The following is a 26471-nucleotide window of genomic DNA, read 5'->3' on the forward strand; positions in this document are numbered from 1 at the left end:
CAGTCGCTCTGAGTAACATGCGTCCATGACGAGACCGTTCCGCAGCTTGACCATGCTGTTCACCGCCGCGCTGGCCCTCACGGCGGCCCCACACCCCGCCTCCGCGTCCTCGCAGAACCCTCCCCGCGGCTGCGCCATGAAGGAGATCACCTCCGGCAACTACTCCGCCAGGGCCACGATCTGCCTCACCGAGGCGTGGAAGACCCACACCTTCGGCGAACGCACCCTGGAGCCGACCAACACGCTCACCCTGGAGTGCTGGCACGGCGTCGCCCTGTGGTCCAACTCCGACTGCTCGATGAGCTCGAAGCTGTCCCTGTCGAAGGACGGCGTCCCCGCCTGGACCGAGTCGCGCAGCAACAGCGTGTACATCGCCCGCTCCGGCAACACCAGCACCTACACCGACCACTACGCGTGCCGCGGACAGGGCGAGTACGAGCTGCGGTTCGAAGGCGGCACCGTCCACGTCACCCCGCATTCCAGCAGCGCCAGCCTGACCATCCCGGCCTTCTCCGTGAAGGCGCGCGGCTGCGCCTGAACGCCGACCGCAGGTGAGGGGCTCCCCCGGACGACGGGGCAGCCCTTCACTCATGTCGGTGGCGCCGAACAACGTGACGCCGAGCCACCGGAGCCCGGGAAGGTCAGGGCGGGGCCGTTCCGTCACTCGTGGCACAGGCGGCGTCGAGGCGTTCGAAGGGCCCCGGACCGTCGTGCGGCTTCGGCGGGGCACCGAGGTGGCGGACGCGAAGCTCGTCCATCAGTTCCTCGATGAACGCCGGGCCCTCATCGCGCATGAGCCGCTGCCGGCTGCGGAGCTCGTCGCCGCCCGGCCGCCAGTCGAGGCCCCAGTTGCCGAGGGCGTAGATGATCGGAAGGGTCTGGATGCCGGCTTCGGTGAGGCTGTAGCGGGCGCGCTGCCCCCGCACGGCGGTGCCGCGGGTGAGGATCCCCGCCTCGACGAGCCGTACGAGACGGTCGGCGAGGATGTTCGAGGCGATGCCCTCGATCGACCCGGTGAGCAGCGCCCGGAAGTGGCGGCGGTCGCCGAAGATGACGTCGCGCAGCACGAGCAGCGACCAGCGATCTCCGAGCACCTCGACGGCGGCGTTGATCGGACACCCGGACCGTGGTTCCACTTGTTCCTCCTTGACAGGTATTTCGCCCCCCATATAGTAGTTGCACACTGCAACCACTTTGGAAGAGGAGCTGATGGGTCGCTTCATCTACTCGATGCAGGTATCCCTCGACCTGCGGATCGAGCAGGTTCCGGGGGACAACGGCGCCGGCGAGTGGCTGCGCGTCGACGAGGAGCTGCACCGCGAGGCCAACGCGCGGACGCGGGCGCTCGCGCTCATGGTCCACGGCCGGGTCTACTACGAGGCCATGGAGGAATACTGGCCGCGGTCAAGCGAGGACGCGTCGCTGCCGGACGTCATGCGCGAGTACGGTGAGATCTGGACCGCCAAGCCCAAGGTGCTCGTCTCCCGCACCCGCCGCAGCGCCGGCCACAACACCCGGATCATCGGCGGGGACGACGCGATCGAGCGGCTCGCCGCGCTGCGGGCCGAGACCGACGGCAGCATCAGCGTGGGCGGCGCGGCGCTCGCGACGCAGCTGCTCCGGGCGGGGCTTCTTGACGAGTTGCTGCTCTTCACCCATCCCTCGATCCTCGGCTTCGGCAGGCCGCTGTTCGACGACTATGACCTGCCGATCGATCTCGACCTGCTGGAGCAGCGATCGTTCGAGCAGGGCGTCACGATGCATCACTACGCCGTACGGGACGCGAAGGAGGCGAGCTCGTGCTGAGGCAGGTCGCGGAGGGTGTGCTCGTCCATCAGAGCGAGTTGCTCCAGAACAACACCGTCGTCGTGCTAGGCCGGGCCGGCGTGATGCTCATCGACCCCGGGATAACGGGCGACGAAATGGCGTGCCTCGCGAACGACCTTCGCGAGCTGGGCCGGCCTGTTGTGGCAGGCTTCTCGACGCATCCTGACTGGGATCACGTGCTCTGGCACGCAGCGCTCGGCGACGCGCCCCGTTACGGTACGGCCCGCTGTGCGGCTTCCATGCGAGATCTGCGCTCGAACGCGGACTGGAAGGCCCGGGTCGCCGAAGGGCTGCCGCCGGAGATCGCTGACGAGACACCGCTGGACCTGTTCGGCCTCATCACCGCTCTGCCTGCCGGAACCACCCGGATTCCGTGGGATGGCCCTCAAGTCCGGATCATCGAGCATCCGGCTCATTCCCCGGGCCATGCGGCGCTGTTGATCGAGGAACGCGGGGTTCTCGTCGCCGGCGACATGCTGTCGGATGTCCTGGTTCCGATGCTCGACGACTTCAACGGCACCAACGACCCGGTCGAGGAGTACCTCGTCGGGCTGCGACTGCTCGAGGACGTGGCGGGCGACGCCGATGTCCTCGTCCCCGGTCACGGGTCCGTCGGCGGAGCCGACCAGATATGCGCGCGGATCGAACTGGACCGCGCGTACGTGCACGCCTTGCGTGACGGCCGTACTCCCGACGACCCACGACTCGGCCCCTCGGCCCAGCCCGGCTGGGAATGGGTGAGCGACATACACGCGGGCCAAGCCCAGAGCCTCGCCCGGAGAAGCGAACGCGACGGGACTCCCGGCTAGCTCTCGGCGTGCGGCACAGCCGGTACGCGCGAACGCGAGGACGCTCCGGCGGCCTGGGGGACGCTCAGGTGGTCCACCAGCCCCGCAGCGTGTCGAGCGCCGGCGTGGACAGCCAGTTGACGACGAAGCCGAGCAGAAAGGCCAGGACCAGGAAGACCACCTGCTGCACGAGCTGCGCCCTGGCCTGGCCGACCAGGTGCTTGCCGATGACGACGTCCACCATCCTGGTCTGCTCCTCCGTCAGCTGGACTTCCTTGCGCACCGCTTCGAGACGGGCGCTGAGCTCGGTGAGCCGGGCGAGCTTCTCCGCGATCTCCCGGTCGAGGTCCTCCGACACGCTCGCCGATTCGCGCACCACGTCCTGGACGGCCTTGGCCCTGCTCTCCAGCACGATCGCGTGCCGGTCCGCCCGCTCCTCGCGCCGCTCCAGCAGGCGGAGTATCCCCCAGCCGCCGCCCCCGACCAGGACCGCGAGGCCCGGCAGGCCGTAGTACACCGGCTCGAAGTAGTCGTCGAAGAACTTGTCCAGCTCAGGGGTGTTCGGGTCCATGCCGAGCAGCGCGCCGACGAGTCCCAGGATGAGGCCCACGACGATCGCCCACCCGAACATGACGGCGAGCACGACACTCGCACCGGCGGCGAACCCCCTGAGGATCTCCGACCCCCACGCGAAAAGCGTCTCGGCCGGCGGCCGGTTCTGCTCGCCCCGCCCGGGGTCACCCTCAGAAGACGGAGATGTCTGCACTCCATCAGGGCTCGTCCGGACCACCGAACGCGAGCTCACCGGCGAGTCCGCCAGGTGCCGGAGGTGAGCAGGACGCCCACGACGAGCCAGTAGAGGCCGGCGATCAGCCCGCCGCCGAGTTGGGCGAGGATGATCTCGCACGCCCAGAGGGCCGGAAGGGCCGCCGCCACGGCGCGGGGCACCTGCCCGGCCCGCCACAGCGACACCGCCATCATGATCGCCCCCACGAGCATGCCGAGGTTCGCCGGTACGGCCACGAAGGGGAACCACGCGTAGTCCTCGCCGCGCAGGTTCGACGACGTGGCGCCGAACGCCAGCAGGACGTGGCCGGCCGAGACGACGACGGCTCCCACGAGGGCGGTACGGCCGCCGTGGCGGGCCAGCGCGACGAGGCCGGGAACGAGAAGGATCAGCGAGGCCGCGAACAGGCCCAGAAGGAGGTGCTCCTCACCGAGCACGCGAGGATCATCGTCCATGGGCCGCATCGCCTGCATCACGCCCGTGACGGCCATGGCCAGCCCGCCGGCGGACGCCGCCAGCCCCGCCGCCACCCGCCCGCTCTGCGCCGTTTCGTTGATGGTCACGGCGTCACGGTAGGAAGCGGCGGCGGCCGGGCGCGTCCACCACAAGAGCGCCGCCTTCGTACGACCGGAGGCTGATGCGACTACGCCGCACGGCTGATGCCCTCGGACCGGCGGTGGGGTATCCCGGCGCAAGGGGGCCGTCACGGCGAGCGGATCAGCGTGCCGAGGTCAGCGACCTGCCTCTTTACGGGGCCGGCGGGCGGCCAGCTCGACCTGGAGGAACAGGGCGGCCAGCACGGCCAGCACGGCCGAAGGGGCCAGGAGCCACAGCCAGCGCTGCGCCCACCAGCCGGCGGTCGGCTCCGCCGACAGAGTGCCGCCCAGCCCTTCATAGGCCCACAGCACCACCAGGTACGCGGTCATGTGCCAGAGAAAGATGGTCAACGCGGCCACGTTGAGTGCCACCACCGGCTTCCAGGCAGCCGGCCGGCGCAGCAGGCGCTCGGCGGCCGGCGTGATCAGGGCCAGCAGCCCGAGTTGGAAGACGGCCAGGGCGGCGATGGCGGCGTTGGTCGGGAAGATGTTGGACTCGGCGCCGGTGGTGCCCACCATCGAGAGGGGGTAGCCCGCTCCCACGGTCAGCCCGGCCAGCCCGGCCAGCCCGATCCCGGCGACCGCCAGCCGTTGCGCCGGCGGCCGCCGCCCCAGCTCCCAGCCGCGCCAGGCGTAGCCGAGCTGGTGGCAGAACACCCACACCAGGGCGGCGGTCACCCAGCCCGCCCAGGCCAGGCCGGCGCCGCGGTTCGCCACGCTGCCGAGGGCGATCAGCAGCACGAGCGCCGCCAGGACTCCGGCTCCGTAGCGGTCGTGCAAGCTCGCGGTGATCGGCACCGCGGCGATCAGCAGGCCGTACACACCCAGGAACCACAGCGGCGTCAGGTAACCGGGGAACCACTCCCACATCCACCGGTGCGGGCCTGGCAGGGCGGCGGCGATCAGCTCGCCGGCGAGCCAGACCAGGGCCCAGACGGCGGTCGGCCACAGCAGCCGGCGCAACCGGCCCCGGACGAACTGGCCGGCGGTCGTCCCGCGTGCCTGGGCCCGCTGCCGGCCGACCAGGTTGGCGTACCCGCCGACCAGGAAGAACACCGGCATGATCTGCAGCACCCAGGTGGCCAGCCAGCCACCGGGCACGGCATCGATCGGGTTGGGCATGGCCAGGCTGCCGTCGGCGGTGCGATGGTTGACCGACAAGGTCCAGTGCCAGAGGGTGACGACCACGATGCACAGCGCGCGGGCGGCGTCGACCACCCGGTCACGGGACGCCGGCGTGTCCGCCACCATCCGGTCCAGCGTCGATCGCCTGCCCGCGACGCGGCCGGTCTGCCGGTCCTGGCGTCCGGCGCTCAGCGGTACAGCTCCTCGATGTCCGCCGCGAAGTCCTTGTGGACCAAGGAACGCTTGACCTTCAGGGTCGGGGTCAGATACCCGTTCTGCTCGGTCAGGTCGACCGCGAGGATCCGGAACCTTCGGATCGACTCGGCCCGGCTCACCGCCCTGTTGGCCTCGTCCACGGCCGTCTGCAGCCTGGACAGCAGATCCGGATCGTCACGGAGCTCGGCCGGGCCGGCGTGCTCGGGCCTGCCGGCGGCCCGCTTCCATGACGCCAGCGCCTCGGCGTCCAGGGTGATCAGGGCGGCGGTGTACGGCCGACGGTCGCCCACGACCACGGCCTGACTGATGAGCCGGTGGGTGCGCAGGCGGTCCTCGAGCGGGTCCGGGGCGAGGTTCTTGCCGCCGGCGGTGACGATGATCTCCTTCTTGCGGCCCGAGATCGTCAGGAACCCGTCCTCGTCCAGGGCGCCGAGGTCGCCGGTGAGCAGCCAGCCATCGGCGGTCTGACTCTCCCTGGTCTTCTGTTCGTCGCGCCAATAGCCCTGGAACAGGATCGGGCCCCTGATCAGAATCTCCCCGTCGTCGTCGATCCGGACCTCGACCCCGGGGAGGGGCGGCCCGACCGTGCCGATCTTCTGCGCGTGGGGCAGATTGACGGTCGCGGCGGCACTGGTCTCGGTCAGCCCGTACCCTTCCAGGACGGTGATGCCGATTCCTCGGAAGAAGTGGCCCAGCCGTGCGCCCAGCGGCGCTCCGCCGGAGATGGCGTAGCCGACCCGGCCGCCGAGCGCGGCCCGCAGCCGTCCGTACACCAGCCGGTCGGACAGGCGGTGTGCCAGCCGCAGGCGCCAGCCCGGCCGCCCGTCGTCCAGCGCCTGGCTGTAGGCCACGGCGGTCCGCTCGGCCCAGTCGAAGATCCTGCCCTTGCCCTCGGCCTGGGCCCGCTGCTGAGCACTGTTGTGGACCCGCTCGAACACTCTGGGCGCCGCCAGCAGGAACGTCGGTCGCAGGGCGGCCAGGTCCTCGGTCAGCCTGGCCCGGTCGGCGCTGTGCGCCAGGCACACACCCCGCTCCACGCAGGCCACCTGGATCACCCGCGCGAACACGTGGGCCAGTGGGAGGAACAGCAGGGTCGAGGCGTCCCGGCCGAAGATCCGCTCCAGGCTGTCGATCGCGACGCGCGCCTCGTACAGCAGGTTGCCGTGACTCAGCATGCAGCCCTTCGGGCGGCCCGTGGTGCCCGAGGTGTAGATGATCGTCGCCAGGTCGTCTGCCGACACCGCCCGGCGGCGCTCACGCAGCCGGGCCTCGTCCACGGCCAGCCCGTCCTCGCGGAGACGGTCCAGACCGCCGTCGTCGATCTGCCACACCCGCGGCCCGGGCAGGCCCTCGGCCGCGTCCTCGACCAAGCGGCGATGCGTCTCGTGCTCGACCACCGCCGCGACCGGGCCGGCGTCCTCCAGCACCCAGCGGACCTGCTCGGCCGAGGAGGTCTCGTAGATCGGGACCGGCAGCGCCGCCACCGCCCACAGGGCGTAGTCCACCAGCGTCCACTCGTAGCTGGTGGCGGCCAGCAGCGCGACCCGGTCGCCGGGCTGTATCCCGGCAGCGAGGAATCCTGCCGCCAAGCTGCGGACGTCGGCCGCGAACTGCCCGGCCGTCACCGGACGCCAGCCGCCGGCCGACCGGCGCCGGAACAGGACCATGTCGCCGTCGACCCGGTCGTCGGCGAACACCACGTCGGCGAGCTGGGCGTCGGGGGCAACGGTCATCGGGGCCGGGACTTCACGGACACGCATCATCCGTCCTCCTGTGCAGAAGGGGCGAAGCAATTAGCCTGCTTCCCCAGGTCACCGGGCACACACGTGACAGCCGTCGCCGACCGTGGACCTGGTGAACCGGCTCGCCCATCCCACCGACGCCGACATCGCCGCGGTCGACGCGTGGTGGGCCCCGTGCACCGGCGTCCCATCGACGCCTTCGGGCGGGGCCGCTGTGTCCGGTGAATGTCCTCAGGGTGTCCTGGGCTGATCTATTCGCACCGCATGAGGATGAAGCCCAGAACTGACAGTCAGGAGGACTGATGGGAACTCGCAGCATTCCCGGCCCCAGGCGCGCGCTCAGGGCACTTGTCATGCTCATCGGGTTGGCACTGGTGGTGCCGACCATGATCGTCGCGTCGACGACGTCGGCGACGGCCACATCGACGGCCATCGCGACCGCGGCCTGGACCCCTCGGGTCGTTCCGCTCTACTCCGGCGAGCCTCGCATGGACCTGAGTTTCCCTGAGATGCGGGAGGAGTTCCTGGATATCTGCGAGACCGAGCAATTCAATGGTTACGCATGCATCACCGTGGGAGACGGCGACGGAACCCACACCGGCTTCCCCATGTTCAAGTGCGGATGGCGGAAGGTCTACAACTTCATCAACGCGGGCGCTGTCGTGAACAACCAGTACGGCGGCGCGAGGGTGCGGCTCTACAACGCCTCACAGGCGGAGATCGCGTCCTACGGAAACGGCAGGCACGGCATCCCCAACGAAATCCTGTACGCGACGGAGTGGATCAGCGTCTGCTGAACCAGCCTCCTCGGAACGACGACGTACGCCCCCGCCTGTCACCCGGTGGGGGCGTCTTCGTCTTCTCGAGGGTCACCCGTCCGGCGTCAATACCGCGCCGCCGCGCCCGTACTCCAGACGCCATCCCGGCGGCCATGTGTTCCCAGGATTCGGGTGCGTCACCCGGACGTCTGTGCAGGTGACGCGGCCGGCGAAGGTCGCCTCGTTGAACGAGACAGGGCCGCTGAAGGTCGCCTCGTCGAAAGAGGTGGTGCCCTTGAAGGTCGCCAGGAGGAACGAAGCCTCCTCGCTGAAGGACGCCTTCTCGAACCAGGTCGAGCCGCCGAAGGTCGCTCCGTAGAAGTCGGCGTAACTGGCGAAGGTCGCGCCCCGGAACGCGGTGTAGTCGGTGAAGGCCGCCCCGCCGAAATCGGCGTGGCCGGTGAAGGTCGCGCTGTGAAACGAGGCATAGCCGGTGAACGAGGCGTCGCCGACGAAGGTCGCGCGGCTGAACGAGGTGCGGCCGATGAAGGTCGCCCCGTGGAAGTCCGCGTGAAGGACACGGCAGTTGGCGAGACCGAAGTCGAGCAAGGTGGCGTAGGACAGGTCGAGGCGCATGCCCGGCCAGAAGCGCGGGTTGACCGAGGTGGGGCGCTGCCACCAGCGGCGTTCGCACCAGGCCAGGTGGTCGGCGAGAAGGCGCTGCGCGGTGAGCCGAACCTGGCGTTCCTCCTCCGGCGCCCGGCCGGCCCGGGTCTCGGTACGGCCAGGCGAACGGGTGCGGGCGGCGCGCTGGGCGGCGCGGATCCGCTGCTGCCGGTCCTCCTCGCGCGGCGGAGTCCACGGCATCCGGAGATACGCGCAGATCACGTCCACGACCGTCTGCCTCAGCCTCGGGTTGTTCTGCGCGAGCTGTTCGAGCGCGTACAGGCCGCCGAGCCGGACCGGGGCCGGGCCGCCGCCGAGCTGTTCGACCGCCTTGCTGAAGCGGTCGGTGTCATGGCCGCGCTCGCCGAGCCGGAAGGTGCGCCGCGCGGTGTCGGCGTTGCGCGCGGTGTAGAACACCGCCAGCAACGCGGCCAGGCCGGTGGCCACGGCCAGGACGTTGCCGCGAACGGCCGCGACGGCGGCGGCCCAGTCGGTGCCGGTCAGCTCGTTCGGGGGCGAGGTGGCCGGTGGTGGGATGCCGTCATCGAGGGTGACGCCGTCGATGTTCTCCAGAACCCAGGTGGCTCCCGGGGCCCAGCATCCACACCAGCGCCGGGACGGTCACGAGCACCAGCGCCCCCACGATGATCGACGAAGGCTTCACCGACCGGACTACCGCTTAGAGCTCTTCTTGGCCATGGGCTTGATGATGCTCAAGCGGCCAGGATGCCGGAGGTCGCGTGACAAGATCGTGACCCCTCCGGAAAGGCCCGCGCCGTATCACCGTTAACACTTTCCCGTTAGCACCTCTTGACCGCATCGCCGTTAACGAAATATTGTTGCCATCGATTACATGTCATCCGGTCACCGGCCGGAAGGAGCTCCCGGGACCAGGGACCGGGCCCTGTCGCAGAGCCGGTTCCGTACGGAGAAGGAGCATGATGATCTTCCACGGCAGCGGATCCACCTCCGAACCGGACGTGCCACCGGGACAACGGACGAAAGCCCCTGAAACGCCCGCGCCCAGCCGTCGTGCGGTGCTCAAGGCCGCCGCGGCGGGCACCGCCGTGGCCGCTGCGGGCGTCGCCGCTCCCGCCGCCGCGACTCCCCCGGCCACCACCGCTCAGGCGTACACCGTCGCCCCCGGGGCCTCGGTGGAGGTCGCCATGACGGTCAACGGGCGGCTGCGCAAGGTCGTCCTGGAGCCGCGGGTGACGCTGCTGGACACGTTAAGGGAGCGGCTCGGCCTCACCGGCACCAAGAAGGGCTGCGACCGGGGCGAGTGCGGGGCGTGCACGGTGCTGGCCGACGGCGAGCGGGTCAAGTCGTGCCTGACGCTGGCGGTGATGCGGCAGGGGGCCGAGATCACCACGGTGGAAGGGCTGGCGCGAGGAGAGGAGCTGCACCCCGTACAGGAGGCGTTCATCCGGAACGACGCCTTCCAGTGCGGCGCGTGCACTCCCGGTCAGATCATGTCCGCCGTGGCCTGCATCGACGAGGGGCATGCGGGCTCGGAGGCGGAGATCCGCGAGTGGATGAGCGGCAACCTGTGCCGGTGCGCGGCCTACCAGAACATCGTCGCCGCCGTCGCCGACGCCGCGAAGGAGGTGCGGCGATGAGGGCCTTCGGTTACACGGTCGCGCGCGATCCGGCCGAGGCGGTGCGGCTGGCCGCGACCACCCCCGGCTCGACGTTCGTGGCAGGCGGCACGGACCTGCTGAACCTGATGCGCGACGGCGCGGAGGCGCACGACCACCTCGTGGACGTCAACCGGCTGGACCTCGGCAAAATCACCGTCGGCTCCGGCTCGTTGCGGATAGGCGGGGCGGCCCGGATGCGGCAGGTCGCCGAGCACCCCGGAGTGCGGCGGGAGTTCCCGATGCTGTCGGAGGCGCTGCTGGCCTCGGCGTCCCCGCAGATCCGCACCATGGCCTCGATCGGCGGGAACCTGTTGCAGCGCACCCGGTGCGGCTACTTCCGCGATGCGGCCTCTCCCTGCGCCAGGCGGGTACGGGGCAGCGGCTGCCCGGCGATCAGCGGGCAGAACCGGGGACACGCGATCCTGGGAGGCAGCGAGCACTGCATCGCCACGCACCCGTCGGACCTGGCGGTGGCGCTGACCGCCCTGGACGCGACCGTGCGCCTGCTCGGTCCCGGCGGCGAGCGCGCCGTCCCCATCGCCGGCTTCTACCTTCTCCCCGGGTCCACGCCGGACCGGGAGACCGTGATGCGCCCGGGTGAGCTGATCACCAGGGTGGACGTGCCGCGCACCGCCCTGGCCGGGCAGTCGCGCTACCTGAAGCTGCGCGACCGGGCCACGTTCGAGTTCGCGGTGGTGTCGGTGGCGGCCGCGCTGCGGACGAGGGGCGATGTCGTACGGGACGTACGGCTGGCTTTCGGCGGCGTGGGCACCCGCCCGTGGCGGGACACCCGCGTCGAGGCGGCGCTGCGGGGCCGGCCGCTCACCCGGCAGGCGATCGACGAGGCGGGCCGGATCCTGGTCAGGGACGCGAAACCGTACGAGGGGAACAGGTTCAAGGTCGAGCTCGTCCAGCGGGCGCTGGTGAGCGTTCTCGGCGAGCTGGGAGGGCTTCGATGAGCGGGCTGGTGGGGCAGGGCGTGGCGCGGGTGGACGGCCGGGCGAAGGTCACCGGCGCGGCCCGCTACGCCGCGGACCAGGAGGTGCCCGGTGTGCTGCACGGCGCCCTGGTGATGAGCACGATCGCCCGCGGCGAGGTCCTCGAGATCGACCGCAGGGCGGCGCTCGCGCATCCCGGCGTCGTCGCGGTCCACACCCACGCCGACATGCCGCGGCTGAACCTGCCGAACTTCCCGTACAACAGGCCTTTCATCCCCATGCAGGACACGCGGGTGCACCACCACGGGCAGCCCGTCGCGTACGTCGTGGCCCAGACCCTGGAGCAGGCACAGGAGGCCGCCGGCCTGGTGAAGGTGCGCTATCGGGCGGAGGATCCGGTCGCCCGGATGGCCGACGTGCTCGACGAGGCGTTCCTGCCGGACGACTTCCGCGACAAGCCCAACGAGTACAGCCGCGGCGATGCCGCCGCGGCACTCGGACAGGCCGCCGTACGCGTCGACCGGACCTACAGCAGCCCGATGCAGCACCACAACCCGATCGAGCCGCACACCACCACCGCCGTCTGGGAGGACGACGGCACGCTGACCCTGTACGAGAGCACCCAGGGCGTGGTCTTCGCCCGCAACACCGTCCAGATCGCGTTCGGCATGTCCGAGGGGAGCGTCAGGGTCGTCTCCCCCTACCTGGGCGGTGGTTTCGGCGCCAAGGGTCCCACCTATCCGCACACGTTGCTCACCGCGGCGGCGGCGCGACTCTGCGGCCGGCCGGTGAAGCTGGTGCTGACGCGCGCGCAGATGTACACCTCCAACGGTCACCGCGCCGAGTACCGCCACCACCTCCGGCTCGGCGCCACCCGGCAGGGCGCGCTGACCGCCGTCGTCAGCACCTCGACGGCTCAGGTGACCCGCGTCGACGAGAACGTCTACAACGGCGGTGACTCCACGGTGCGCCTGTACGCCTGCCCGAACGTCCACGTACGGCAGCTGGGTGTGCGGCTCGACCTGCCGACGTCGAGCTACATGCGCTCGCCGGAGACGACCGCTCACTTCGGCCTCGAGACCGCCATGGACGAGCTGAGCTACGAGCTCGGCATCGACCCGGTGGAGCTCCGGATACGCAACCACACCGAGGTCGACCAGCAGCCCGATCCTCCCGTGCCGTACGCCGACAAGCGGCTGCTGGAGTGCTACCGGGCCGCGGCGGAGGCGTTCGGCTGGGCCCGGCGCAGCCCCAGGCCGGGGACCACCAGGGACGGAGACGAGTACGTCGGCTGGGGCATGGCCACCGAGACCCACACGCACACCGTCATCCCGTCCCGGGCTCGCCTCACCATCGGCCCCGACGGGCGCGCGACCCTGCGGGCCGCCACCCAGGAGATCGGCACCGGCACCTACACCGTGCTCACCCAGATCGTCTGCGAAGGGCTCGGCATGCCGCTCGACCAGGTCACGACGCTGCTGGGCGACACCGCCTACCCCGACGCGTCCTTGTCGGCGGGGTCGTCCACCATGCCCAGCGTGGCCGCCCCGGCGGCCGACGCGGCGGCGAAGGCGCGGAAGGCCGTGATCGCGCTCGCCGTCGCCGACCCGCGCTCCCCGCTGCACGGCGTGCCCGCCGAGGAGGTCGTGGCCCGGGACGGCCGTCTGTCCGCCGGGGGCGACCGCGTGGACACCTACCGCGCGGTCATGACCCGGCACGGCCGCTCCGTCGAGGTGACCGGCGACAAGCGGAACAGCACACCCGGGCACTCGTTCGGCGCGGTGTTCCTGGAGGTGCGGATCCAGCCGAGGCTGGGCAGGTTGCGCGTGACCCGGGTGGTGACCGCGCACGACCTGGGGCGGGTGCTCAACCACCGGACCGCGCGCGGGCAGGTCATCGGCGGTGTGATGTGGGGGCTCGGCTTCGCGCTGATGGAGCACACGATGGTGGACCCGGCCACCGCCCGGGTCGTCAACCCGAACCTGTCCACCTACCTGGTCCCGGTCTGCGCGGACGCGCCGTCGGTGGAGGCGTTGTTCGTGGACCGGCCGGAACCGGACGCCGAGCTGGCCGGGATCCGCGGATTCGGCGAGACGCCCGGGACCGGCGTGCCCGCGGCCATCGGCAACGCGATCTACCACGCCATCGGCCGGCGCCTCAGGGACGTCCCCTTCACCCAGGACAAGCTGCTCTGACCCCTGCGCGCGGGGGTCAGCGGCTCTGTCGAGGAGCTCGTCCGTGGGCCCGCCGTACATGGGTGTCCTACGCCGTCGTTTCAGCCGAGCGGGATGAGGAGGTCGGCCAGTTCGCCGGGCTTGGAGAGAAATGGCGAGTGGGAGGCGTCGAGCGTGACGACGGAGGTCGGGTTGTCCGGGAACGCGGCGTCGGCCTCCGCGACGAACTTCGCCTGCAGGCCCGGCCGGATGGCCATGTCCCTCGTACAGACGATGTACGTGCGCGGCACCGACCCCCAGCCGTCGCGAGTCAGGGTGGTGGCGCCCAGCATGACGCCGATCGGGCCGTCGGGTGTCAGCAGGCCGGTGGCGGCGTCGGCGAGGACCGGGTCCACGTCTCCGTAGAACGCCTCGCGAAGCCCCTGCCGGTAGACCGCGTCGTCCGTGGCGAAGTCGAGCCGCAGCGCGCCTATGGCGGCCGGGTCACCCTGCAGCAACGGCGCGACCCGGTCGTCGGCGGCCTCGGGAAGCCGCGTGTACGCCGCCGCGGACACGCCCGACGCCGGCATGTACGCGGTGAGGTACACGGCGTGCGCCACCAGCTCGGGTGTCCGCTGGGCCGTTCGCGTCAGTACGGGACCGGCCGCGCTGTGGGCGACCACCGTGACCGGCTCGCCACCGCCGATCCGCTTGATCTGCGAGGTCAACAACTCGGCCGCGTCGTCGAGAGTCACGTCCGCCACGGGCGAGACCTCGGTCCCGACCGCCTCGGGGTTGTACGGCTGTTCGGTTGACCATCGAGGACGGCGGGCGTACAGCCCATGCCCCGCCATGTCCACCGCGACGGTCAGGCGGCCGCCGGCCACCACATGGGGGACGACTTCGTTCCAGCACCAGGCGCCGTGCCAGAAACCGTGGACTAACACCAGCGTGGACATGAACACTCCTTGAGTGATCGGGTGAACGACGGCCGCGGAGCCAGCCGGAATCAAATGATGGTGAAGGCGGTGAGCGCGCCGAGGGTGATGAGGAAAAGGCCTATGCCCACGACCCACCTCCCCATCGTGGAACCGTCCTGGCCGCCGGTGTCGATGCGAGCGTTCCGCTGCTTCTCAGGGTCGTAGAGGACGGTGACGCGATCTCCTGGTCGAGGAGGCCTGCTCTCGCCGTAACGCGAGGTGATCTCGACCTCCTGGCCATCGCGGGTCGTGAAGCGGAAGACGGGATAGCACGCCTTGCTGTCAGGGTCCCTGCTCCTCTCCAGGCCGGTGACCAGGCCGGGCACCCGGACCCCGTGGGCGCGGAACCGCCGTGCCCTGCGCAGGAGCCAGACGCCGCACGCCAGGTTCGCCAGCCCGAGAACGAAGAGCATGCCGGGCGAAGATGTCGATTCCACTAAGGATCACCTTTCGCTCGGGCGGCGATCCGCCGTTGCCAAGGGTTCTATCTGATCGACTACGCAACCGGCGGTTTGGTTCATCACCACGTCGACGTTTTTCAGGCTCCCGACGTCAAGGCGCGTGGGAGGGCGTGGACCCCGCTAGCCTCTGGTGATCACACCGCAGGCGATGCGGCTGCCGGAGTCGCCGGCCTTCAGCGTCTCGGCGTCGGGCCCGGCCTCACCTTCCGCGTTCCGGTAGCGGTCGGGGATGTTGGCGTAATTGTCGGCCAGAGAGTGGATCATGATGGCGCTGCCGTCGCCGTCGAAGAGCTGTGCCACCTGGAAGCGGTCGGTCACCGATGAGGCGGTGGCGGTGCCGTCCGCGCCGACCAGCAGGTTGGGCAGGTCCCCGGTGTGGCGGTCGTGCGGTTGCGAGCCCAGGTCGAAGTGTCCTCCCGCACTGAAGAAGGGGCTGCCGGTGTCGGGGTCCTTCGACTGCGCGTCGCAGACGCCCTTGGCGTGGACGTGGAAGCCGTGAAAACCGGCCGGCAAGTTCGTCACCCCGACCGTGATCTTGGACTTGCCGTTCCCGGCGTCCTCCACCTGGAGCGAGCCGACCGTCTGGCCTTCGGCATTCTTGATCACGGCACCGGCCGGCGCACCGTCCCGCGCCGGCATCATCGCTCCCAGCGCGGCCGCGCTCAGTGCGACCACTCCCACGCCCAGCATCACGACCAGAGCCAGACGAGCCTTTCGTACCATCGGAAGTCTCCCCCTGTGTGGCGTCTTCCCCAGGTGAAGACGACGGCGGCACCGTTGGACGCGAGAACGGCGAGCCGCGATGTCCAAGGGGCCTCGCCACAGAAATCCCCCCGGCTTCGTCCACTGCCCCGATGCCGGAGGTAAAAGTTCGCCATCGCCAGAGCGTCCGGCTCGAAGCCTTGGGATCTCGTCACAGAAGTGCCGTCAGGGCTCCCCTGAGACGCAGGGATGCCCTGACACTGGACCGCTCAACGGCGGCGTCGTCTACTGCGGCGGCGTCGGCGTGACGCTGATTCGCCGTTTTCGAAGCCGTCTCCCGGCTCTGGCTGCACCAAGCGGATGGACGCGCCGACTAGGTAGTAGCGGATAGCCATGGTCATCCCCCCAAAGCGATCGGCGGCTGGGAGAGCACCAGGCCCACAGTCGGGTACCGCTTCAGCACCCTCCCGTAGGTACAAACCCAACGGCTCACCCGTACCTTCCCCAGATATCCCCTGAACGGGGCTGCTGGCTGGGCTTTTACCAGTCGCGCCCCGGGCTGCGACAACCGGTTCCCGCGCCTGACTTCTTCGGTGTGAAAAGATCACGGCCATCGAAAGCACTCCGTAACGCACCACCTGGAGAAGGCGTCTTGGGGAACGCCCCAAGACGAGAGGCGGCCATGCAGAAGGCTGCGCTTCGAGATCACCGATGACAACGTCGACCCCGTGGAAGCGGACGAGAGCGTCAGCTCCGCCCTGACACTGATCGGACGGATCACCGGAACCGACCTCGCCACCGACTGGTTCCAGGCGCGGCACTCGCGCATCCGCGACCTCGACACGCCTTCGTATCCCGACGGCTGAACGTCCTGACGGACAATGGCTACACCTGGTCCCCGTTCTCGGCCATGGGGTTCACGCCGGGGTGGGGGCGTCGTGGCAGTGGCGTGCCGCGGCGGTCCGGGCGGTGCTCGAAGTGCCACCACTCGTTGTCGTAGACGCGGTAGAGGTCGTAGCGGGCGCCGTGCTCCTCCAGCCAGCGCGCGCCTTCGCGGGGGCGTACGTCCAGCGCGATGCCCTTGACGTGGCCGGATTCCGCCGGCGGTAACACGAGCATGCGGGCCGAGGCCGGGGAGCCGGAGCGCCGCACCTCCTCGTCGAACAACCGTTGCTGGACCTGGGGATCGCGGTATCCCGAGGTGAGGCCGACGAGCCGGCCGTGACGCCAGAGCGCCTCGGTGCGTGCCGCGGTGAACGCCGCCATGGCGCCGTCGGTGAGCCCGGTGAGGTCCTCGGCGGGGAATCGCATCCCCAACGCCCAGCGGCAGGCCAGTTCGCGGGCGTGGCCGGGACGGCGGACGAACCCCACGGGCAGCAGGAGCACGGCGAGCACCAGCGTGACCGCGGCGAACAGCCGGTCACGGGGCCGGAGGGGGATGGTTCGCGGTTCGTTCATGACGAACAACGATCGGCGCCGAATGCGCGCGCGCCGTCCGCCGCATGTCACCGTTCGTCGACGGCGGCCGGCGCCGGGTGCGACCGTGATACAACCATGACACGGTGCTGACGAGGCGGGGACACGGCTGGCCGACAGTGGAGGGATTGACCGGCGGGCGAGGTACGGAGCGTGCTGTGAAACTCGGCGGCGTGTCGCGAGTGTTGCTGATCGAAGATGACCCGGCCGTACGGGAGGGCCTGGAGCTGGCCCTGACCCGGCATGGACACCGGGTGCGGGCGGTGGAGTCCGGCGAGGAGGGGCTGGACCGGCTGCGCGTGGACCTTCCCGACGTCGTCGTGCTCGATCTCATGTTGCCTGGCATCGACGGGTTCGAGGTCTGCCGCCGCATCCGGGCCGCCCGGGAGGTGCCGATCATCATGCTGACCGCGCGCGGCGACGACATGGACGTGGTGGCCGGGCTGGAGGCGGGCGCCGACGACTACGTGGTCAAGCCGGTGCAGCCCAGGGTGCTGGAGGCACGCATTCGCGCGGTTCTCCGGCGGATCGGGCGGGACCAGGCGGAGCTGGAGCGGTACGGGGACCTGACCATCGATCGCGCCGGGCTGGTGGTCGCCAAGCGCGGCGCGCCTGTCAGCCTAGCCCCGACCGAGTTGCGCCTGCTGCTCGAACTCTCCGGCACGCCCGGCCGGGTGCACAGCCGCCAGCAGCTGCTGGAGTCGGTGTGGGAGCACGGGTACTTCGGCGACTCGCGTCTCGTGGACGCGTGCGTGCAGCGGTTACGCGCGAAGATCGAGGACGACTCGGCGGCGCCCGTCTACGTTCAGACGGTGCGTGGGTTCGGGTACCGATTCGGGCCGGTGTGAGCCGCCGGTGGCACGATGGCCGAGCCTGGGGTTGCGTGCCCGGCTGTTGTCCGCGTTCGCCCTGCTGTGTGTGGTCACCGCGGCAGGGGTGGCCGGCGGGATCTACGTCCATGCTCGCAACGACATCCTGCAGCGGACCCAGGATGCCGCGGTGGAGGCGATGCGGAGCCGGCTGGAGGCGCTCTACCCCTTGCGGAGCGCGACGCCGGGCCCGGCCGAGCTCGGCGAGATCGCCCGTGCCATGACCGACCGGAACAGCTCCGCGGTCGCCTTCTACCAGGGTGCGCAGTCACCGGCCGGCCCGCCGCCGGGACAGGCGGTGCCGGGCCGTCCGCCGCGTGCGCCGGGCCTGGCTCCCGGAACGATCTCACCCGAGCTGCGGCGGACGGTGGCCGAGGGCGGCATGGCGTGGCAACGCGTGGTGTGGCAGGGCGAGCCCTTCCTGATCATCGGCGCGCCTCTGGTGATCACCGAGCCGGACCGGACGACGCGGGTGTCGGGCATCGAGGTCTACACCGCCCACAGCCTGGTTCCCGAACAGCGCAGCATCGACGGGCTCGCCGCCTGGGCCTGGCTCACCGGCGGGGCGGCCCTGGTGTTCGCGGTCGTCCTGGCGTCGCTGGCCACTCGTGGCGTGCTGCGCCCGGTGCGCGAGCTCGGCCGGGCGGCGCGCCTGCTGGGCGAGGGCGACCTGCGGGCCAGGGTCGCGGTCCGAGGCTCCGACGAGCTGGCCGACGTGGCGCGCACGTTCAACGACACCGCCGCGGAGCTGGAACGGCACGTCGAGCAACTCCGTGAGATGGAGGCCGACTCGCGCCGGTTCGTGGCCGACGTGTCCCACGAGCTGCGCACCCCGCTGGCCGCGCTCGCCGCGGTCGCCGACGTCCTCGACGAGGAGGCGGCCGGGCTGCCCGAGCACGCCGGCAGGGCCGCCAGGCTGGTCAGCCAGGAGACGCTCAACCTCACCGGGCTGGTGAACGACCTCATCGAGATCAGCCGGTTCGACTCGGGCGTCGCGACCCTCGCGCTGAACGAGGTCGACGTGGCCGAGCTGGTGCGCGCGACCCTGCGTGCCCGGGGCTGGTCGGAGTCCGTGCACACCGAGCTTCCCCCCGGGGTGACGGCGCGCCTGGACCCGCGCCGAGTGGACGTCATCCTCGCGAACCTGGTCGGCAACGCCCTGCGGCACGGCGAGCCGCCGGTGTCGGTACGGCTTTCCGCCGATCCGCGGTGGGTCGCTCTCGAGGTCCGCGACCACGGACCGGGGCTGGACGAAGCGGTGCTGCCGCACGTGTTCGACCGGTTCTACAAGGCCAGCGCGGCCAGGGCCAGGTCGGAAGGCAGCGGCCTCGGCCTCGCCATCGCGCGGGAGAACGCGCGCCTGCACCGAGGTGACCTCACTGTCGTCAACGCCCCGGACGGCGGCGCCGTGTTCACGCTGCGCCTGCCCTGCCGGACCCACGATCCGGACGGAGGCTCCGCGTGAGGACCGGGCCGGCCCGCCGCGTGCTCGCCGCGGGTCTCGTAGCGCTCGCCGTGGCCGGCTGCGGTGTGCGGCCCAGCGACGTCATCCCCGCCGGCGACCCTCCGAGCGGAGGCGTCGCGCCCACCACCACGATCACTCTCTACCTGGTGAGGAACGGCCGGCTCCTGGCGGTGACGCGGCCCGGACCGGGTGGTCGTCCACTGCTCGAAGCGGACACGCTCGCGCTGCTCGCGGCCGGACCCACCGCGAGGGAGCGGGCGCGCGGATTCACCACCGACGTCCCGTCCGAGGCCGGCCCGTTCTCGGTGACCGCCGAGCCGGTCGGCCACGTGACGGTGACCCTGTCCACTCCTGCCGGCGAACTGTCCCCGCTGGCCGTCGACCAGATCGTGTGCACGGCCGGCGCCACGTCGCCGGAGAAGCTCCTCCAGGTCACCGTCGTCGGTGCCGGGCAGAGCGTCGGCCCCCGGACGTGCCCGGAGTGACGGCTGCGCCCTGTCACGCTCGCGCATGACAGGGCGGGCGTAGCTCAGTGGTGCACCGTGATGTTCCCTCCGGTGACGGCCTGAGGATCGAAGCGGTCGATGTCGAACTCGTCGACCCGCCGGTTGTCGTACGCCGGCGGGCCGCCCGGGTACGGTGCCTGGCTGAGCGGCCACACGACCAGGCGCAGTCTGTCCGGCTCGTCATGGCCGTACAGGACGAAGCCGTACCCGCTCCGACCGGCCACGGTCGCCTTGCCCTTGACCGCCGCCTTGCCGTCCGGCGTGATCACCAGCCACTCGAGTCCGGTGGCGTCGAGGTCGAAATCGGTGCCGGTGAGGCGGGCGCTCACCTTGCCGCCGCTCGGCACCGGGCCTGTGTCTGACTTGTGGTACTTCGGGTTGAACTGGAAGTGCGCCCGGCCCGTCGCCGACGGATCCGAGGTCAGCGCCCCGGCCGGCGACTCAAGATGCGTGCCGGCCGTGACGAATCCCGCCTCCGGGTCGTACACGATGACCATGACACTGGCGGTGCCCTCGCCGCCGTCGTCGTCCGTCACCTTCACCGTGACCGTGTACATGCCGGCGTCGGTGAAGGTGTGGGCGCGATCGCAGCCGCCGCTCGTCGCTGCGAAGGAGTCCGTACGACCGTCGTCCCAGACGATCGCGCAGGTGTGGGTGTCGTTGGCGCCCGGATCGGTGAAGGGCGCCGTGAGGCTGACCTGCGTGCCCGCGCGATGGACCGACCACGGCGCGGGACCGGTGATGGACGGCCGCGGCGGCGCGTTGCGCAGCCGGACCCGCGCCGAGTCGCTCACCGGCGCGTTGACCCCGTCGCTCGCGGTGAGCGTGACGGTGAACGTGCCGTCGTCCGTGCAGGAGATCGTCGTGGACGGGGCGTGGGCGTCGCCGAAGGAGCACGTCGTGCCCGGGTCCGCCTCGCCCGCCGTGTAGCTCCAGGTGATCGTAGGTGTGGAATCCGGGTCTCCGACGGACCCGTGCAGCCGCAGCCGTTGCCCCTCGGTGCCGGAGACGTCCGGACCGGCAGAGACGGTGGGCGGCAGGTTCTGCCCCGGCGGCGGATCGGATGGCCCCCCGCCACCTACTCCTCCGTCGCCGGTCATCAGGGTCGCCCAGCCGCGCAGCGGGACGTGGCTGGAGACCGACGTGCGCGTGGCATCGCCGTCGAGTGCCGCGAAGTGATCGCTGACGAAGATGTAGTCCCGCTTGTGCTGCAGGGCGACCGGCAGCGGAACCGTACCCTCGCCTGTCCGGCATGTCCGATCGGTGACCGGGCAACTGTGCTCGGGACTGGCGAAGTACGCGGTGTCGGTCTCGTCCACCTCGTGCAGGACACCGGTGCCGCCGTGGTGGGCGTACAACGGGGTCAGCGCCGCCTCCCAGGGCCGGTCCTGGAAGTCGCCGCCGAGGATCACCGGCACGCCGGCGTCCACCTGGGCGGCGACCGCCTCTGCCTGCTCCGTGCGGAGGCCGGCCTCGGCGCTCAGCTGCGTGACGCACCCCCGTACCGTCTGCTCCCGCAGCGTGGTGTCGGCGCAGGTCAGGTTGTACGTCTCGGGCTCCCCGCCCTGGGGCAGCGGCGTAACGGCCGGATTCGTCAGCGGTGTGTGGCTGAGCAGCGCGTTGCCCAGCTCCTGGGAGCCGCCGCACTTCGACGCTGGACTCCGGGTGATCGCGAACTCGCCGTGCAGGTCGTAGCCGTTGGCGCGTACGGTCTCCAGCAGCTTGTCGTACTGGTCGCGGCACACCTCGTTCAACGTGACCAGATCGGGGCGGAAGTCCAGGATCGAGGAGGCGATGGCCGGAACCGCCCCGCTCACCGCGCTGTTCGCGCAGGACGGCTGGGGTATCTGCTTGGCACCGCAGACGTTGAACTGGAAGACCCGGACCGGCTCGTTGACGCGGAGCGTCACCTCTCCCCACAGGATGTCGTGATCCGAGCAGCGCCCGTCGTCGGGCTTCGGGTCTTCCCCGGTGACCACGCAGTCGCCCTCGTTCTCCACGCGGGCGGACACGTCACGGTCGAAGTGCGCCTTGCTGACGAAGATGTAGTCGATCTTCCCCTCGCTGGGGTGGGTCTTGGCGCCGCCCGGCTTGGGCGGGCAGCCCGGGCATCCGGCGAACTGGTCCACCTCCCAGTAGTCTCCGGTGCCCCCTGCCTCCGGCGCGTACAACCGGCCGACGGCCGGATTCTCGGGTGAGGGCCAGTCCGGGGCCACGTTCACGTCCCCGGTCAGGATGAAGGGCATCCGCCTGAGGTGCGGCGGGAACAGGTCGGTGGCGAGTTCCTCGATCTCCTTGGCGGCGGTCGGGTCGTCGGGAGTGCCGTGCAGGGTGCACACTCGCGTCCTGATCTCGAAGGCCGCCGTCACGCACCCGATGCCGCGGCCCGTCGAGAACTGCAGGTCGTCGGCGTCGCTGATGTCCGCTCGCACGAAAATGGCGTTGCCCGCGCTGTACGGGGCTACGGTGTCACACGTCGGCGTGAGATCGGGGGGCCACCATTCCCACTCCGCCGGAGGCCAGAATCGGGAGCTGGAGAAGTACGACTTGTAGCCGGCGTCGCCGAGCAGCTCCTGGAGCCTCTCCGCCTGGCTGCGGCACGTCTCCTGCAGGGTGACGACGTCGGGCTGCTCGGCCTGGATCTTGCTGTGGACCATGTCCACGACGCCGGTCTCGCCGTGGTTGCACACGGCGCCGCACAGGTTGTAATTCATGATTTTCAGAGGTCGCTCGGCCTGCGCCATCGCCGGCCGCTCACCCAGAGGAGCCGCCAAAAGCGCAACGAGCATGGCTAAGGAAGTGAGGACACGGCTGACACGCGTAATTCCAGACACTGTTCTCCCCGTTGATGTTCCGCTCATCCCGTCGATCCGACGACCAGAGGAAGTGTTTGTCATGCCGAACTTCCTGTCCAGGGGAAATCCGGGTGATACGGGGGCTGCCTGACGGGCCTGTCGCCGGGGACGTGCTTTCGCAGGTCACCATTCATCGAGGAAGGATCGATCCAAGAGTCACGTGGTGACCAGGGTGGGCGCAGGCGCGCCCACCGACGGCCGCTAGTTTTTCCCGAGCCCGTAAATCCGTTTCTGGGTATAGCGTTTCAGGGTCCGGGCAGAAGCCGCTTGCCACGACGCATACGTGTTCTCAGTGCTGTCCGACATTCTCCGGCCATCGGCGAAGTGACTTGGCCCCGGCACGCCACTCCCGGGTCTCCGGAGAAACGTTCACAAGGAAGGTGGTGAGCGCGGCTGCCCAGGGCGGCCTGTCACGGGAGCGGGCGGTCGCTGGGCCGGCAGCCGTGTGGCCGCTCGGGGCGTTCGCCGGTCCAGCCGGACTCAGGGGCCCATGCCTGATAGTTGATGAATGTCCCCTTGGCGAGCCCCGCCGAGCTCTCGACCGCGATCGCGGCGTTGGCCGTCAGGACGGTGCCGGTCCGCGGGTCGAGGATGGTGGAGTACCGCTCCGCCACCTCGTCGCCGGTGCCGAACTGCCGGACGAAACCCTCGCTCTTCATGAAGGTGACCTCGATTCCCGGTCGTCCCAGAGGGTCGGTGATCGAGCCGAGCACCTTGGTCGTCGGCAGTCCGGCGAGGAGACGCAGGGCGGCTGCCCTGACCGAGGGCTGGACCGGAAGCTCCAGAAGGGCGGAGGAGGTGGAGAGGAACTCTTCGAAGCTGTCCTTGGACGGGCCGTCCTGACGGGCCTTCCAGTAGGTTCGCAGTTTCTCCCGGAGTTGTTCGGCGTCGCCGGGCAGGGCCGCGAGGTCAGCGAGCGTGAGTTCAGCCAGTCGTGAATCACCGAGCACGCCGCCCGGCTCGGCCGCGCGCGTGTACATGCACTGTGAGGGCTTGGCCCGCAGCCGGACCTTCGCGCAGTCGCCTGCCCGGGTGCCCGGCGCGCACACTCGCTGGACCGTGCGCGGAGAACCCGCCGCCTGCCAGGCGCGCTCGTCAGCCTCGGTGGCGGGGCGGACGAACTGCTGCCGCTGCTCCACCTGGACGGGGTCGCCGGGGTCGCGCGGCTGCCAGAGGTCGATCCGTGACGAGGAGAGGACGTTGAACGTCTCTCCGCCCGCCCGGACCCTCATCAGCCCGTTGTTGAGCAAGGGCCTGCGCCAGTAGTCGCCGTCCTCGTCCGGCAGTTTCGCGACCTGGTCCGCCAGCCGGAGCAGGGCATCGTTGGCGCCTGCGGGCACGAGCACCGGCGGGGGGACGGCGGTCCCGTTCGACGCCAGCGTGACGACGGCCATGACGACGGCGACCGTGGCCGTGGCCGCTCCCAAGGCCCATCCCCAGGCGAGGCCACGCCGATCCGCTCTGCCTGACCGTACCGGCTTGTGCTGGGCGGCGGCCAGCCGGGCGCGGGCCTTCTCGACCACCTCCGCCGATGGTGGCGGAGCGTCAGGCAGTGCTCTCGCCAGGAGGCTCAGCTCATCCATGGGTGTCCTCCAAAGGGTTGACGTCGCCGAGTGCCTTGCGGAGCTGCCTGCGGGCCCTGTTGAGCCGGGAGGCGACCGTACCCGCCGGGATCTGCAGGGCTGCGGCGACCTCGGCGTGGCTGAGCTCGCCCAACATGCTCAGCAGCACGACGTCGCGGTCCCCGCGGTTGAGTCCGGCCAGCGCCCCCGCCAGCTTGCCGGTCAGCTGACCCGCGGCCACGCGGGCCAGAGCAGCGTCCTCGGGACTGTGCGCGTCGCGCTCGGCCGTCCGGCTGAGCGCCTTCCATCTGCGGATCTCGGTACGGCGATGCCGTGCGATGAGGTGGGTGGCGATCCCGTACAGCCACGGACGCACCCCACCGCGCGAGGCGTCGTAGCCGCCCCGATAGGCCGCCAGGAACACCTCGGCGGCCAGGTCGTCGGCGACGTCGTCGGACAACCGCCTGGCGATGTAGCGGTGGATCTCGGTGAAGTGCGCATTGAAGATCTGCTCGAAGTCCACCCGTAGATCGGGTGGGTCGGCCAGGTCAGGTGGAACGGCCATACAGGCGTCTCCGCTGGGTCAAGTGAACGATGGTCGTCCGTTCTTGCCCGAAGTGCCGTGATACTTTCACGGCCCGTCGCTGAGCCTCGGTTCAGGTCACCGCCTGATCAGGGGAAGAGCCCTTGGACAGTGCGTGAGTCGGCGGTAGCGCAGCTTGACACTCACTCGGGGCGCTGGCATCCCCGGCATTGGGCATTCATTCAGGTCGACTCTCAATCAGGGATCACTGTGACCGCTGGTCGGATCAGTGCCTGGCCCACGATCACACGATCACCGTACTCTGAGCTGCGGAAGTGTGTTTCAGTAGTTGCCAACTGTCCTATGACGGCGAAGAGGACCGAGGGGGGTTGAAGGCGGACAGCCCACAGGTCGCCTTCCGGCTGGAGCGGGGCTCAACGGGGTTCCGTCACTCCAGAGACTCGCCGCTGCCAGAGACTGATCCCCGGGCGTGTCGTACCGTCTGGTACGCCGCAGCCCGGGCCGCCTGCGGGCAGGTCGGGACTTTCGCGGAACAGCAGTATCCGCAGAACTTTCACAGCGCAACGATCAACGATCGAGATGGAGTGCACGTTGCGCTGTTCCACGCTCAGTATCCACTGATCGCCTTCGTGGACGACCTGCGCTACTGGTACGCCGACGGGTTCCAGGATCCACCCGCCTGGGCAGCCTCCCTCAACGACTGCGGCTTTACCGTCTTGAGCGCGTCGCTGCTCATGGCACCCCTGGCAGAGGCGGACACTGCTGCTCTGTCCACTGCGGAGTGGAGCCAGATCAAGCACTGGAAGCCGCAGACCCTTGGCGCGACGCTCTTCAACTCGTGGGACTGATGCTTGGCCGTCCTGGACCCGCTCGGCCTTCGCCGGCACGCGCTCAAGGTTCGGTGGCACCGAATAGACGCGCCCACTGAACAAACTGACAATGCTTAGCAAATACTCCTAAGTGTCCATGCGACGCAGGTAAAGGACGAGCAGAGTGTTGCGATCTTCAGCATCAGGTTGCAATTTCAGCCATACTGAAGCCTTAGACATAGAACCTCCAGCCAAATATGAATCCGCTGTCTCCACCGTTAGCAGGACATTTTTCCATCGATGAGACATCATTTGCACCCATGCCGGCGCGCGGTCAGTTTCGACCCGCCAGCGAGCTTCCCGCAAGTTTCCTATCGCCTGCTCAAGGGCGGCCCGAGGATCAGACGACCCCATATCTACGATTACGTAGTGTGTTACGACGACGGAATTCGACTCATTGAATCTCGACTCCGCTTCCGCTAGCACCGTTCCAATCTTCTGGACTTCGCCTATCGCTCGACCATCGACTGCGAGCTCCTTCTCCCAAGAGCAGGCCGCGAGGGCCATAGATAAGCAGAGAGCCGAGATTGCTCCCACAAGGGAGACCCTACTTCGCTTTGCCAGTCCCATCAGCGAACGCACCGGCCAATACTCCCATACAGCCCCGCTTGTTTCTCCTCTTACCATCATATTCTGGGAAGGTTGTGGGGATTCACGGCGGGACAAACCGGGGCGATCCGGTGCTGGCCACGCTGGCCGTCCGGCTGGTGGAGGTAATCAGACTGGAACGTGCTTGGGCCGCTCCCGTAACGGCTGCACAACCAAGATCCACCTGTCCGCGGACGACCACTGCCGGCCACCCGTCCCGATCGTGTCCGGGTCGGCATGACCGGCAGGTCGGCATAGTGGATCTTCCACGTCGACCGCGAGGACCAGCGCGTCGTCGCCGTACTCCACGAGTACTCACATACGGCTTGGCCCGCACGGACGAAGTTCTCGGCGAGCG

General features: G+C 69.9%; 25 protein-coding genes. 12 read left to right on the forward strand and 13 right to left on the reverse strand.

The genetic code is table 11. From position 1 onward, the window contains the following. Positions 1-25 precede the first annotated feature (25 nt). Positions 26-538: a hypothetical protein gene (locus tag ABD999_RS11900; protein ID WP_271275082.1), complete on the forward strand. Its 513-nt coding sequence runs from the start codon at positions 26-28 to the stop codon at positions 536-538. A 103-nt stretch (positions 539-641) separates the two neighbouring features. On the opposite strand, the gene ABD999_RS11905 is transcribed toward ABD999_RS11900, so the two are convergent. Continuing rightward, a complete protein-coding gene (locus ABD999_RS11905; RefSeq protein WP_271275081.1) occupies positions 642-1136 on the reverse strand; it encodes a winged helix-turn-helix transcriptional regulator in 495 nt (164 codons plus the stop codon). Between the two features lie 73 nt (positions 1137-1209). On the opposite strand from ABD999_RS11905, the gene ABD999_RS11910 reads away from it, so the two are divergent. Beyond that, the gene (locus ABD999_RS11910; protein WP_271275080.1) at positions 1210-1806 is read left to right on the forward strand and encodes a dihydrofolate reductase family protein; all 597 of its coding nucleotides are present in this window, start codon (positions 1210-1212) and stop codon (positions 1804-1806) included. Continuing rightward, complete coding sequence (locus ABD999_RS11915) at positions 1800-2636, forward strand: MBL fold metallo-hydrolase (RefSeq protein ID WP_271275079.1); 837 nt, start codon at positions 1800-1802, stop codon at positions 2634-2636. The genes ABD999_RS11910 and ABD999_RS11915 overlap by 7 nt, the downstream gene beginning before the upstream one ends. 64 nt (positions 2637-2700) lie before the next feature. Here the strand turns inward: ABD999_RS11915 and ABD999_RS11920 are convergent, their stop codons facing one another. From ABD999_RS11920 to ABD999_RS11935, 4 genes are all read right to left on the reverse strand, one after another. Then, on the reverse strand, positions 2701-3381 hold the full coding sequence (locus ABD999_RS11920) for a hypothetical protein (RefSeq protein ID WP_271275078.1): 681 nt from the start codon (positions 3379-3381) through the stop codon (positions 2701-2703). 35 nt (positions 3382-3416) lie between these two features. Then, positions 3417-3965 (reverse strand): hypothetical protein, encoded by a 549-nt coding sequence (locus ABD999_RS11925; protein ID WP_271275077.1) that lies wholly within the window; start codon positions 3963-3965, stop codon positions 3417-3419. Between the two features lie 168 nt (positions 3966-4133). Continuing rightward, complete coding sequence (locus ABD999_RS11930; RefSeq protein WP_271275076.1) at positions 4134-5249, reverse strand: acyltransferase family protein; 1116 nt, start codon at positions 5247-5249, stop codon at positions 4134-4136. Between the two features lie 62 nt (positions 5250-5311). Then, positions 5312-7102 (reverse strand): AMP-dependent synthetase/ligase, encoded by a 1791-nt coding sequence (locus ABD999_RS11935; RefSeq protein ID WP_333485685.1) that lies wholly within the window; start codon positions 7100-7102, stop codon positions 5312-5314. 281 nt (positions 7103-7383) lie between these two features. Here ABD999_RS11935 and ABD999_RS11940 point away from each other — a divergent pair, with 281 nt between their 5' ends. After that, a complete protein-coding gene (locus tag ABD999_RS11940; protein WP_271275075.1) occupies positions 7384-7878 on the forward strand; it encodes a hypothetical protein in 495 nt (164 codons plus the stop codon). Positions 7879-7950: 72 nt separating this feature from the next. Here ABD999_RS11940 and ABD999_RS11945 read toward each other — a convergent pair whose 3' ends face one another. Beyond that, complete coding sequence (locus ABD999_RS11945) at positions 7951-8952, reverse strand: pentapeptide repeat-containing protein (RefSeq protein WP_271275074.1); 1002 nt, start codon at positions 8950-8952, stop codon at positions 7951-7953. Positions 8953-9671: 719 nt separating this feature from the next. Here ABD999_RS11945 and ABD999_RS11950 point away from each other — a divergent pair. Genes ABD999_RS11950 through ABD999_RS11960 form a run of 3 tightly spaced genes read left to right on the forward strand, consistent with a single transcriptional unit; the run spans position 9672 to position 13278 of the window. After that, positions 9672-10124, forward strand: coding sequence for a (2Fe-2S)-binding protein (locus ABD999_RS11950; protein ID WP_219547344.1), 453 nt, complete (start codon positions 9672-9674; stop codon positions 10122-10124). After that, positions 10121-11104: an FAD binding domain-containing protein gene (locus tag ABD999_RS11955; RefSeq protein ID WP_148030875.1), complete on the forward strand. Its 984-nt coding sequence runs from the start codon at positions 10121-10123 to the stop codon at positions 11102-11104. The genes ABD999_RS11950 and ABD999_RS11955 overlap by 4 nt, the downstream gene beginning before the upstream one ends. Continuing rightward, positions 11101-13278: a xanthine dehydrogenase family protein molybdopterin-binding subunit gene (locus tag ABD999_RS11960; protein WP_271275073.1), complete on the forward strand. Its 2178-nt coding sequence runs from the start codon at positions 11101-11103 to the stop codon at positions 13276-13278. The genes ABD999_RS11955 and ABD999_RS11960 overlap by 4 nt, the downstream gene beginning before the upstream one ends. Positions 13279-13358: 80 nt before the next feature. Here ABD999_RS11960 and ABD999_RS11965 read toward each other — a convergent pair whose 3' ends face one another. The 3 genes from ABD999_RS11965 to ABD999_RS11975 form a co-directional block, all read right to left on the reverse strand. Continuing rightward, entirely contained in the window at positions 13359-14195 is an 837-nt protein-coding gene (locus ABD999_RS11965) for an alpha/beta fold hydrolase (RefSeq protein ID WP_271275072.1), read from the reverse strand. Positions 14196-14245: 50 nt separating this feature from the next. Then, a complete protein-coding gene (locus ABD999_RS11970; protein WP_271275071.1) occupies positions 14246-14629 on the reverse strand; it encodes a DUF3592 domain-containing protein in 384 nt (127 codons plus the stop codon). Between the two features lie 168 nt (positions 14630-14797). Continuing rightward, entirely contained in the window at positions 14798-15400 is a 603-nt protein-coding gene (locus ABD999_RS11975; protein ID WP_271275070.1) for a superoxide dismutase family protein, read from the reverse strand. Between the two features lie 707 nt (positions 15401-16107). Between ABD999_RS11975 and ABD999_RS11980 the strand changes: the two genes are divergently transcribed. Next, positions 16108-16245 (forward strand): hypothetical protein, encoded by a 138-nt coding sequence (locus ABD999_RS11980; RefSeq protein ID WP_271275069.1) that lies wholly within the window; start codon positions 16108-16110, stop codon positions 16243-16245. 19 nt (positions 16246-16264) lie between these two features. Here ABD999_RS11980 and vanY-N read toward each other — a convergent pair whose 3' ends face one another. After that, the gene (gene vanY-N / locus ABD999_RS11985) at positions 16265-16837 is read right to left on the reverse strand and encodes a D,D-peptidase/D,D-carboxypeptidase VanY-N (protein WP_271275068.1); all 573 of its coding nucleotides are present in this window, start codon (positions 16835-16837) and stop codon (positions 16265-16267) included. A gap of 191 nt (positions 16838-17028) precedes the next feature. Between vanY-N and ABD999_RS11990 the strand changes: the two genes are divergently transcribed. From ABD999_RS11990 to ABD999_RS12000, 3 genes are read left to right on the forward strand one after another with little or no spacing between them, the layout of a single operon-like run. Then, complete coding sequence (locus ABD999_RS11990; protein WP_187281087.1) at positions 17029-17703, forward strand: response regulator transcription factor; 675 nt, start codon at positions 17029-17031, stop codon at positions 17701-17703. Between the two features lie 7 nt (positions 17704-17710). After that, positions 17711-19189 carry a sensor histidine kinase gene (locus ABD999_RS11995; protein WP_148030870.1) on the forward strand — a complete coding sequence of 493 codons (1479 nt, stop codon included), beginning with the start codon at positions 17711-17713 and terminating at the stop codon, positions 19187-19189. Next, positions 19186-19674 (forward strand): hypothetical protein, encoded by a 489-nt coding sequence (locus tag ABD999_RS12000; protein WP_271275067.1) that lies wholly within the window; start codon positions 19186-19188, stop codon positions 19672-19674. Before ABD999_RS11995 ends, ABD999_RS12000 begins: the two co-directional genes overlap by 4 nt. Positions 19675-19718: 44 nt before the next feature. Here the strand turns inward: ABD999_RS12000 and ABD999_RS12005 are convergent, their stop codons facing one another. From ABD999_RS12005 to ABD999_RS12015, 3 genes are all read right to left on the reverse strand, one after another. Beyond that, entirely contained in the window at positions 19719-22409 is a 2691-nt protein-coding gene (locus tag ABD999_RS12005; protein ID WP_271275066.1) for an endonuclease/exonuclease/phosphatase family protein, read from the reverse strand. 551 nt (positions 22410-22960) lie between these two features. After that, positions 22961-24133 (reverse strand): CU044_5270 family protein, encoded by a 1173-nt coding sequence (locus ABD999_RS12010; protein ID WP_271275065.1) that lies wholly within the window; start codon positions 24131-24133, stop codon positions 22961-22963. Continuing rightward, a complete protein-coding gene (locus tag ABD999_RS12015; protein WP_271275064.1) occupies positions 24126-24677 on the reverse strand; it encodes an RNA polymerase sigma factor in 552 nt (183 codons plus the stop codon). Before ABD999_RS12015 ends, ABD999_RS12010 begins: the two co-directional genes overlap by 8 nt. Positions 24678-25024: 347 nt before the next feature. Between ABD999_RS12015 and ABD999_RS12020 the strand changes: the two genes are divergently transcribed. After that, positions 25025-25504 (forward strand): hypothetical protein, encoded by a 480-nt coding sequence (locus tag ABD999_RS12020; protein WP_271275063.1) that lies wholly within the window; start codon positions 25025-25027, stop codon positions 25502-25504. The last annotated feature ends 967 nt before the right edge of the window (positions 25505-26471 follow it).

It is taken from the genome of Nonomuraea ferruginea, from assembly GCF_039540635.1.
In the GTDB taxonomy this organism is placed as follows: domain Bacteria; phylum Actinomycetota; class Actinomycetes; order Streptosporangiales; family Streptosporangiaceae; genus Nonomuraea; species Nonomuraea ferruginea.

Bases quoted from the DNA above. Each gene is read 5' to 3' on its own strand.
- ABD999_RS11900 (WP_271275082.1), top strand. From the start codon at position 26: ATGACGAGACCGTTCCGCAGCTTGACCATGCTGTTCACCGCCGCGCTG.
- ABD999_RS11910 (WP_271275080.1), top strand. From the start codon at position 1,210: ATGGGTCGCTTCATCTACTCGATGCAGGTATCCCTCGACCTGCGGATC.
- ABD999_RS11930 (WP_271275076.1), bottom strand. From the start codon at position 5,249: ATGGTGGCGGACACGCCGGCGTCCCGTGACCGGGTGGTCGACGCCGCC.
- ABD999_RS11935 (WP_333485685.1), bottom strand. From the start codon at position 7,102: ATGATGCGTGTCCGTGAAGTCCCGGCCCCGATGACCGTTGCCCCCGAC.
- ABD999_RS11940 (WP_271275075.1), top strand. From the start codon at position 7,384: ATGGGAACTCGCAGCATTCCCGGCCCCAGGCGCGCGCTCAGGGCACTT.
- ABD999_RS11950 (WP_219547344.1), top strand. From the start codon at position 9,672: ATGACGGTCAACGGGCGGCTGCGCAAGGTCGTCCTGGAGCCGCGGGTG.
- ABD999_RS11955 (WP_148030875.1), top strand. From the start codon at position 10,121: ATGAGGGCCTTCGGTTACACGGTCGCGCGCGATCCGGCCGAGGCGGTG.
- ABD999_RS11960 (WP_271275073.1), top strand. From the start codon at position 11,101: ATGAGCGGGCTGGTGGGGCAGGGCGTGGCGCGGGTGGACGGCCGGGCG.
- ABD999_RS11965 (WP_271275072.1), bottom strand. From the start codon at position 14,195: ATGTCCACGCTGGTGTTAGTCCACGGTTTCTGGCACGGCGCCTGGTGC.
- ABD999_RS11970 (WP_271275071.1), bottom strand. From the start codon at position 14,629: ATGCTCTTCGTTCTCGGGCTGGCGAACCTGGCGTGCGGCGTCTGGCTC.
- ABD999_RS11975 (WP_271275070.1), bottom strand. From the start codon at position 15,400: ATGGTACGAAAGGCTCGTCTGGCTCTGGTCGTGATGCTGGGCGTGGGA.
- vanY-N (WP_271275068.1), bottom strand. From the start codon at position 16,837: ATGAACGAACCGCGAACCATCCCCCTCCGGCCCCGTGACCGGCTGTTC.
- ABD999_RS12005 (WP_271275066.1), bottom strand. From the start codon at position 22,409: ATGAATTACAACCTGTGCGGCGCCGTGTGCAACCACGGCGAGACCGGC.
- ABD999_RS12010 (WP_271275065.1), bottom strand. From the start codon at position 24,133: ATGGATGAGCTGAGCCTCCTGGCGAGAGCACTGCCTGACGCTCCGCCA.
- ABD999_RS12015 (WP_271275064.1), bottom strand. From the start codon at position 24,677: ATGGCCGTTCCACCTGACCTGGCCGACCCACCCGATCTACGGGTGGAC.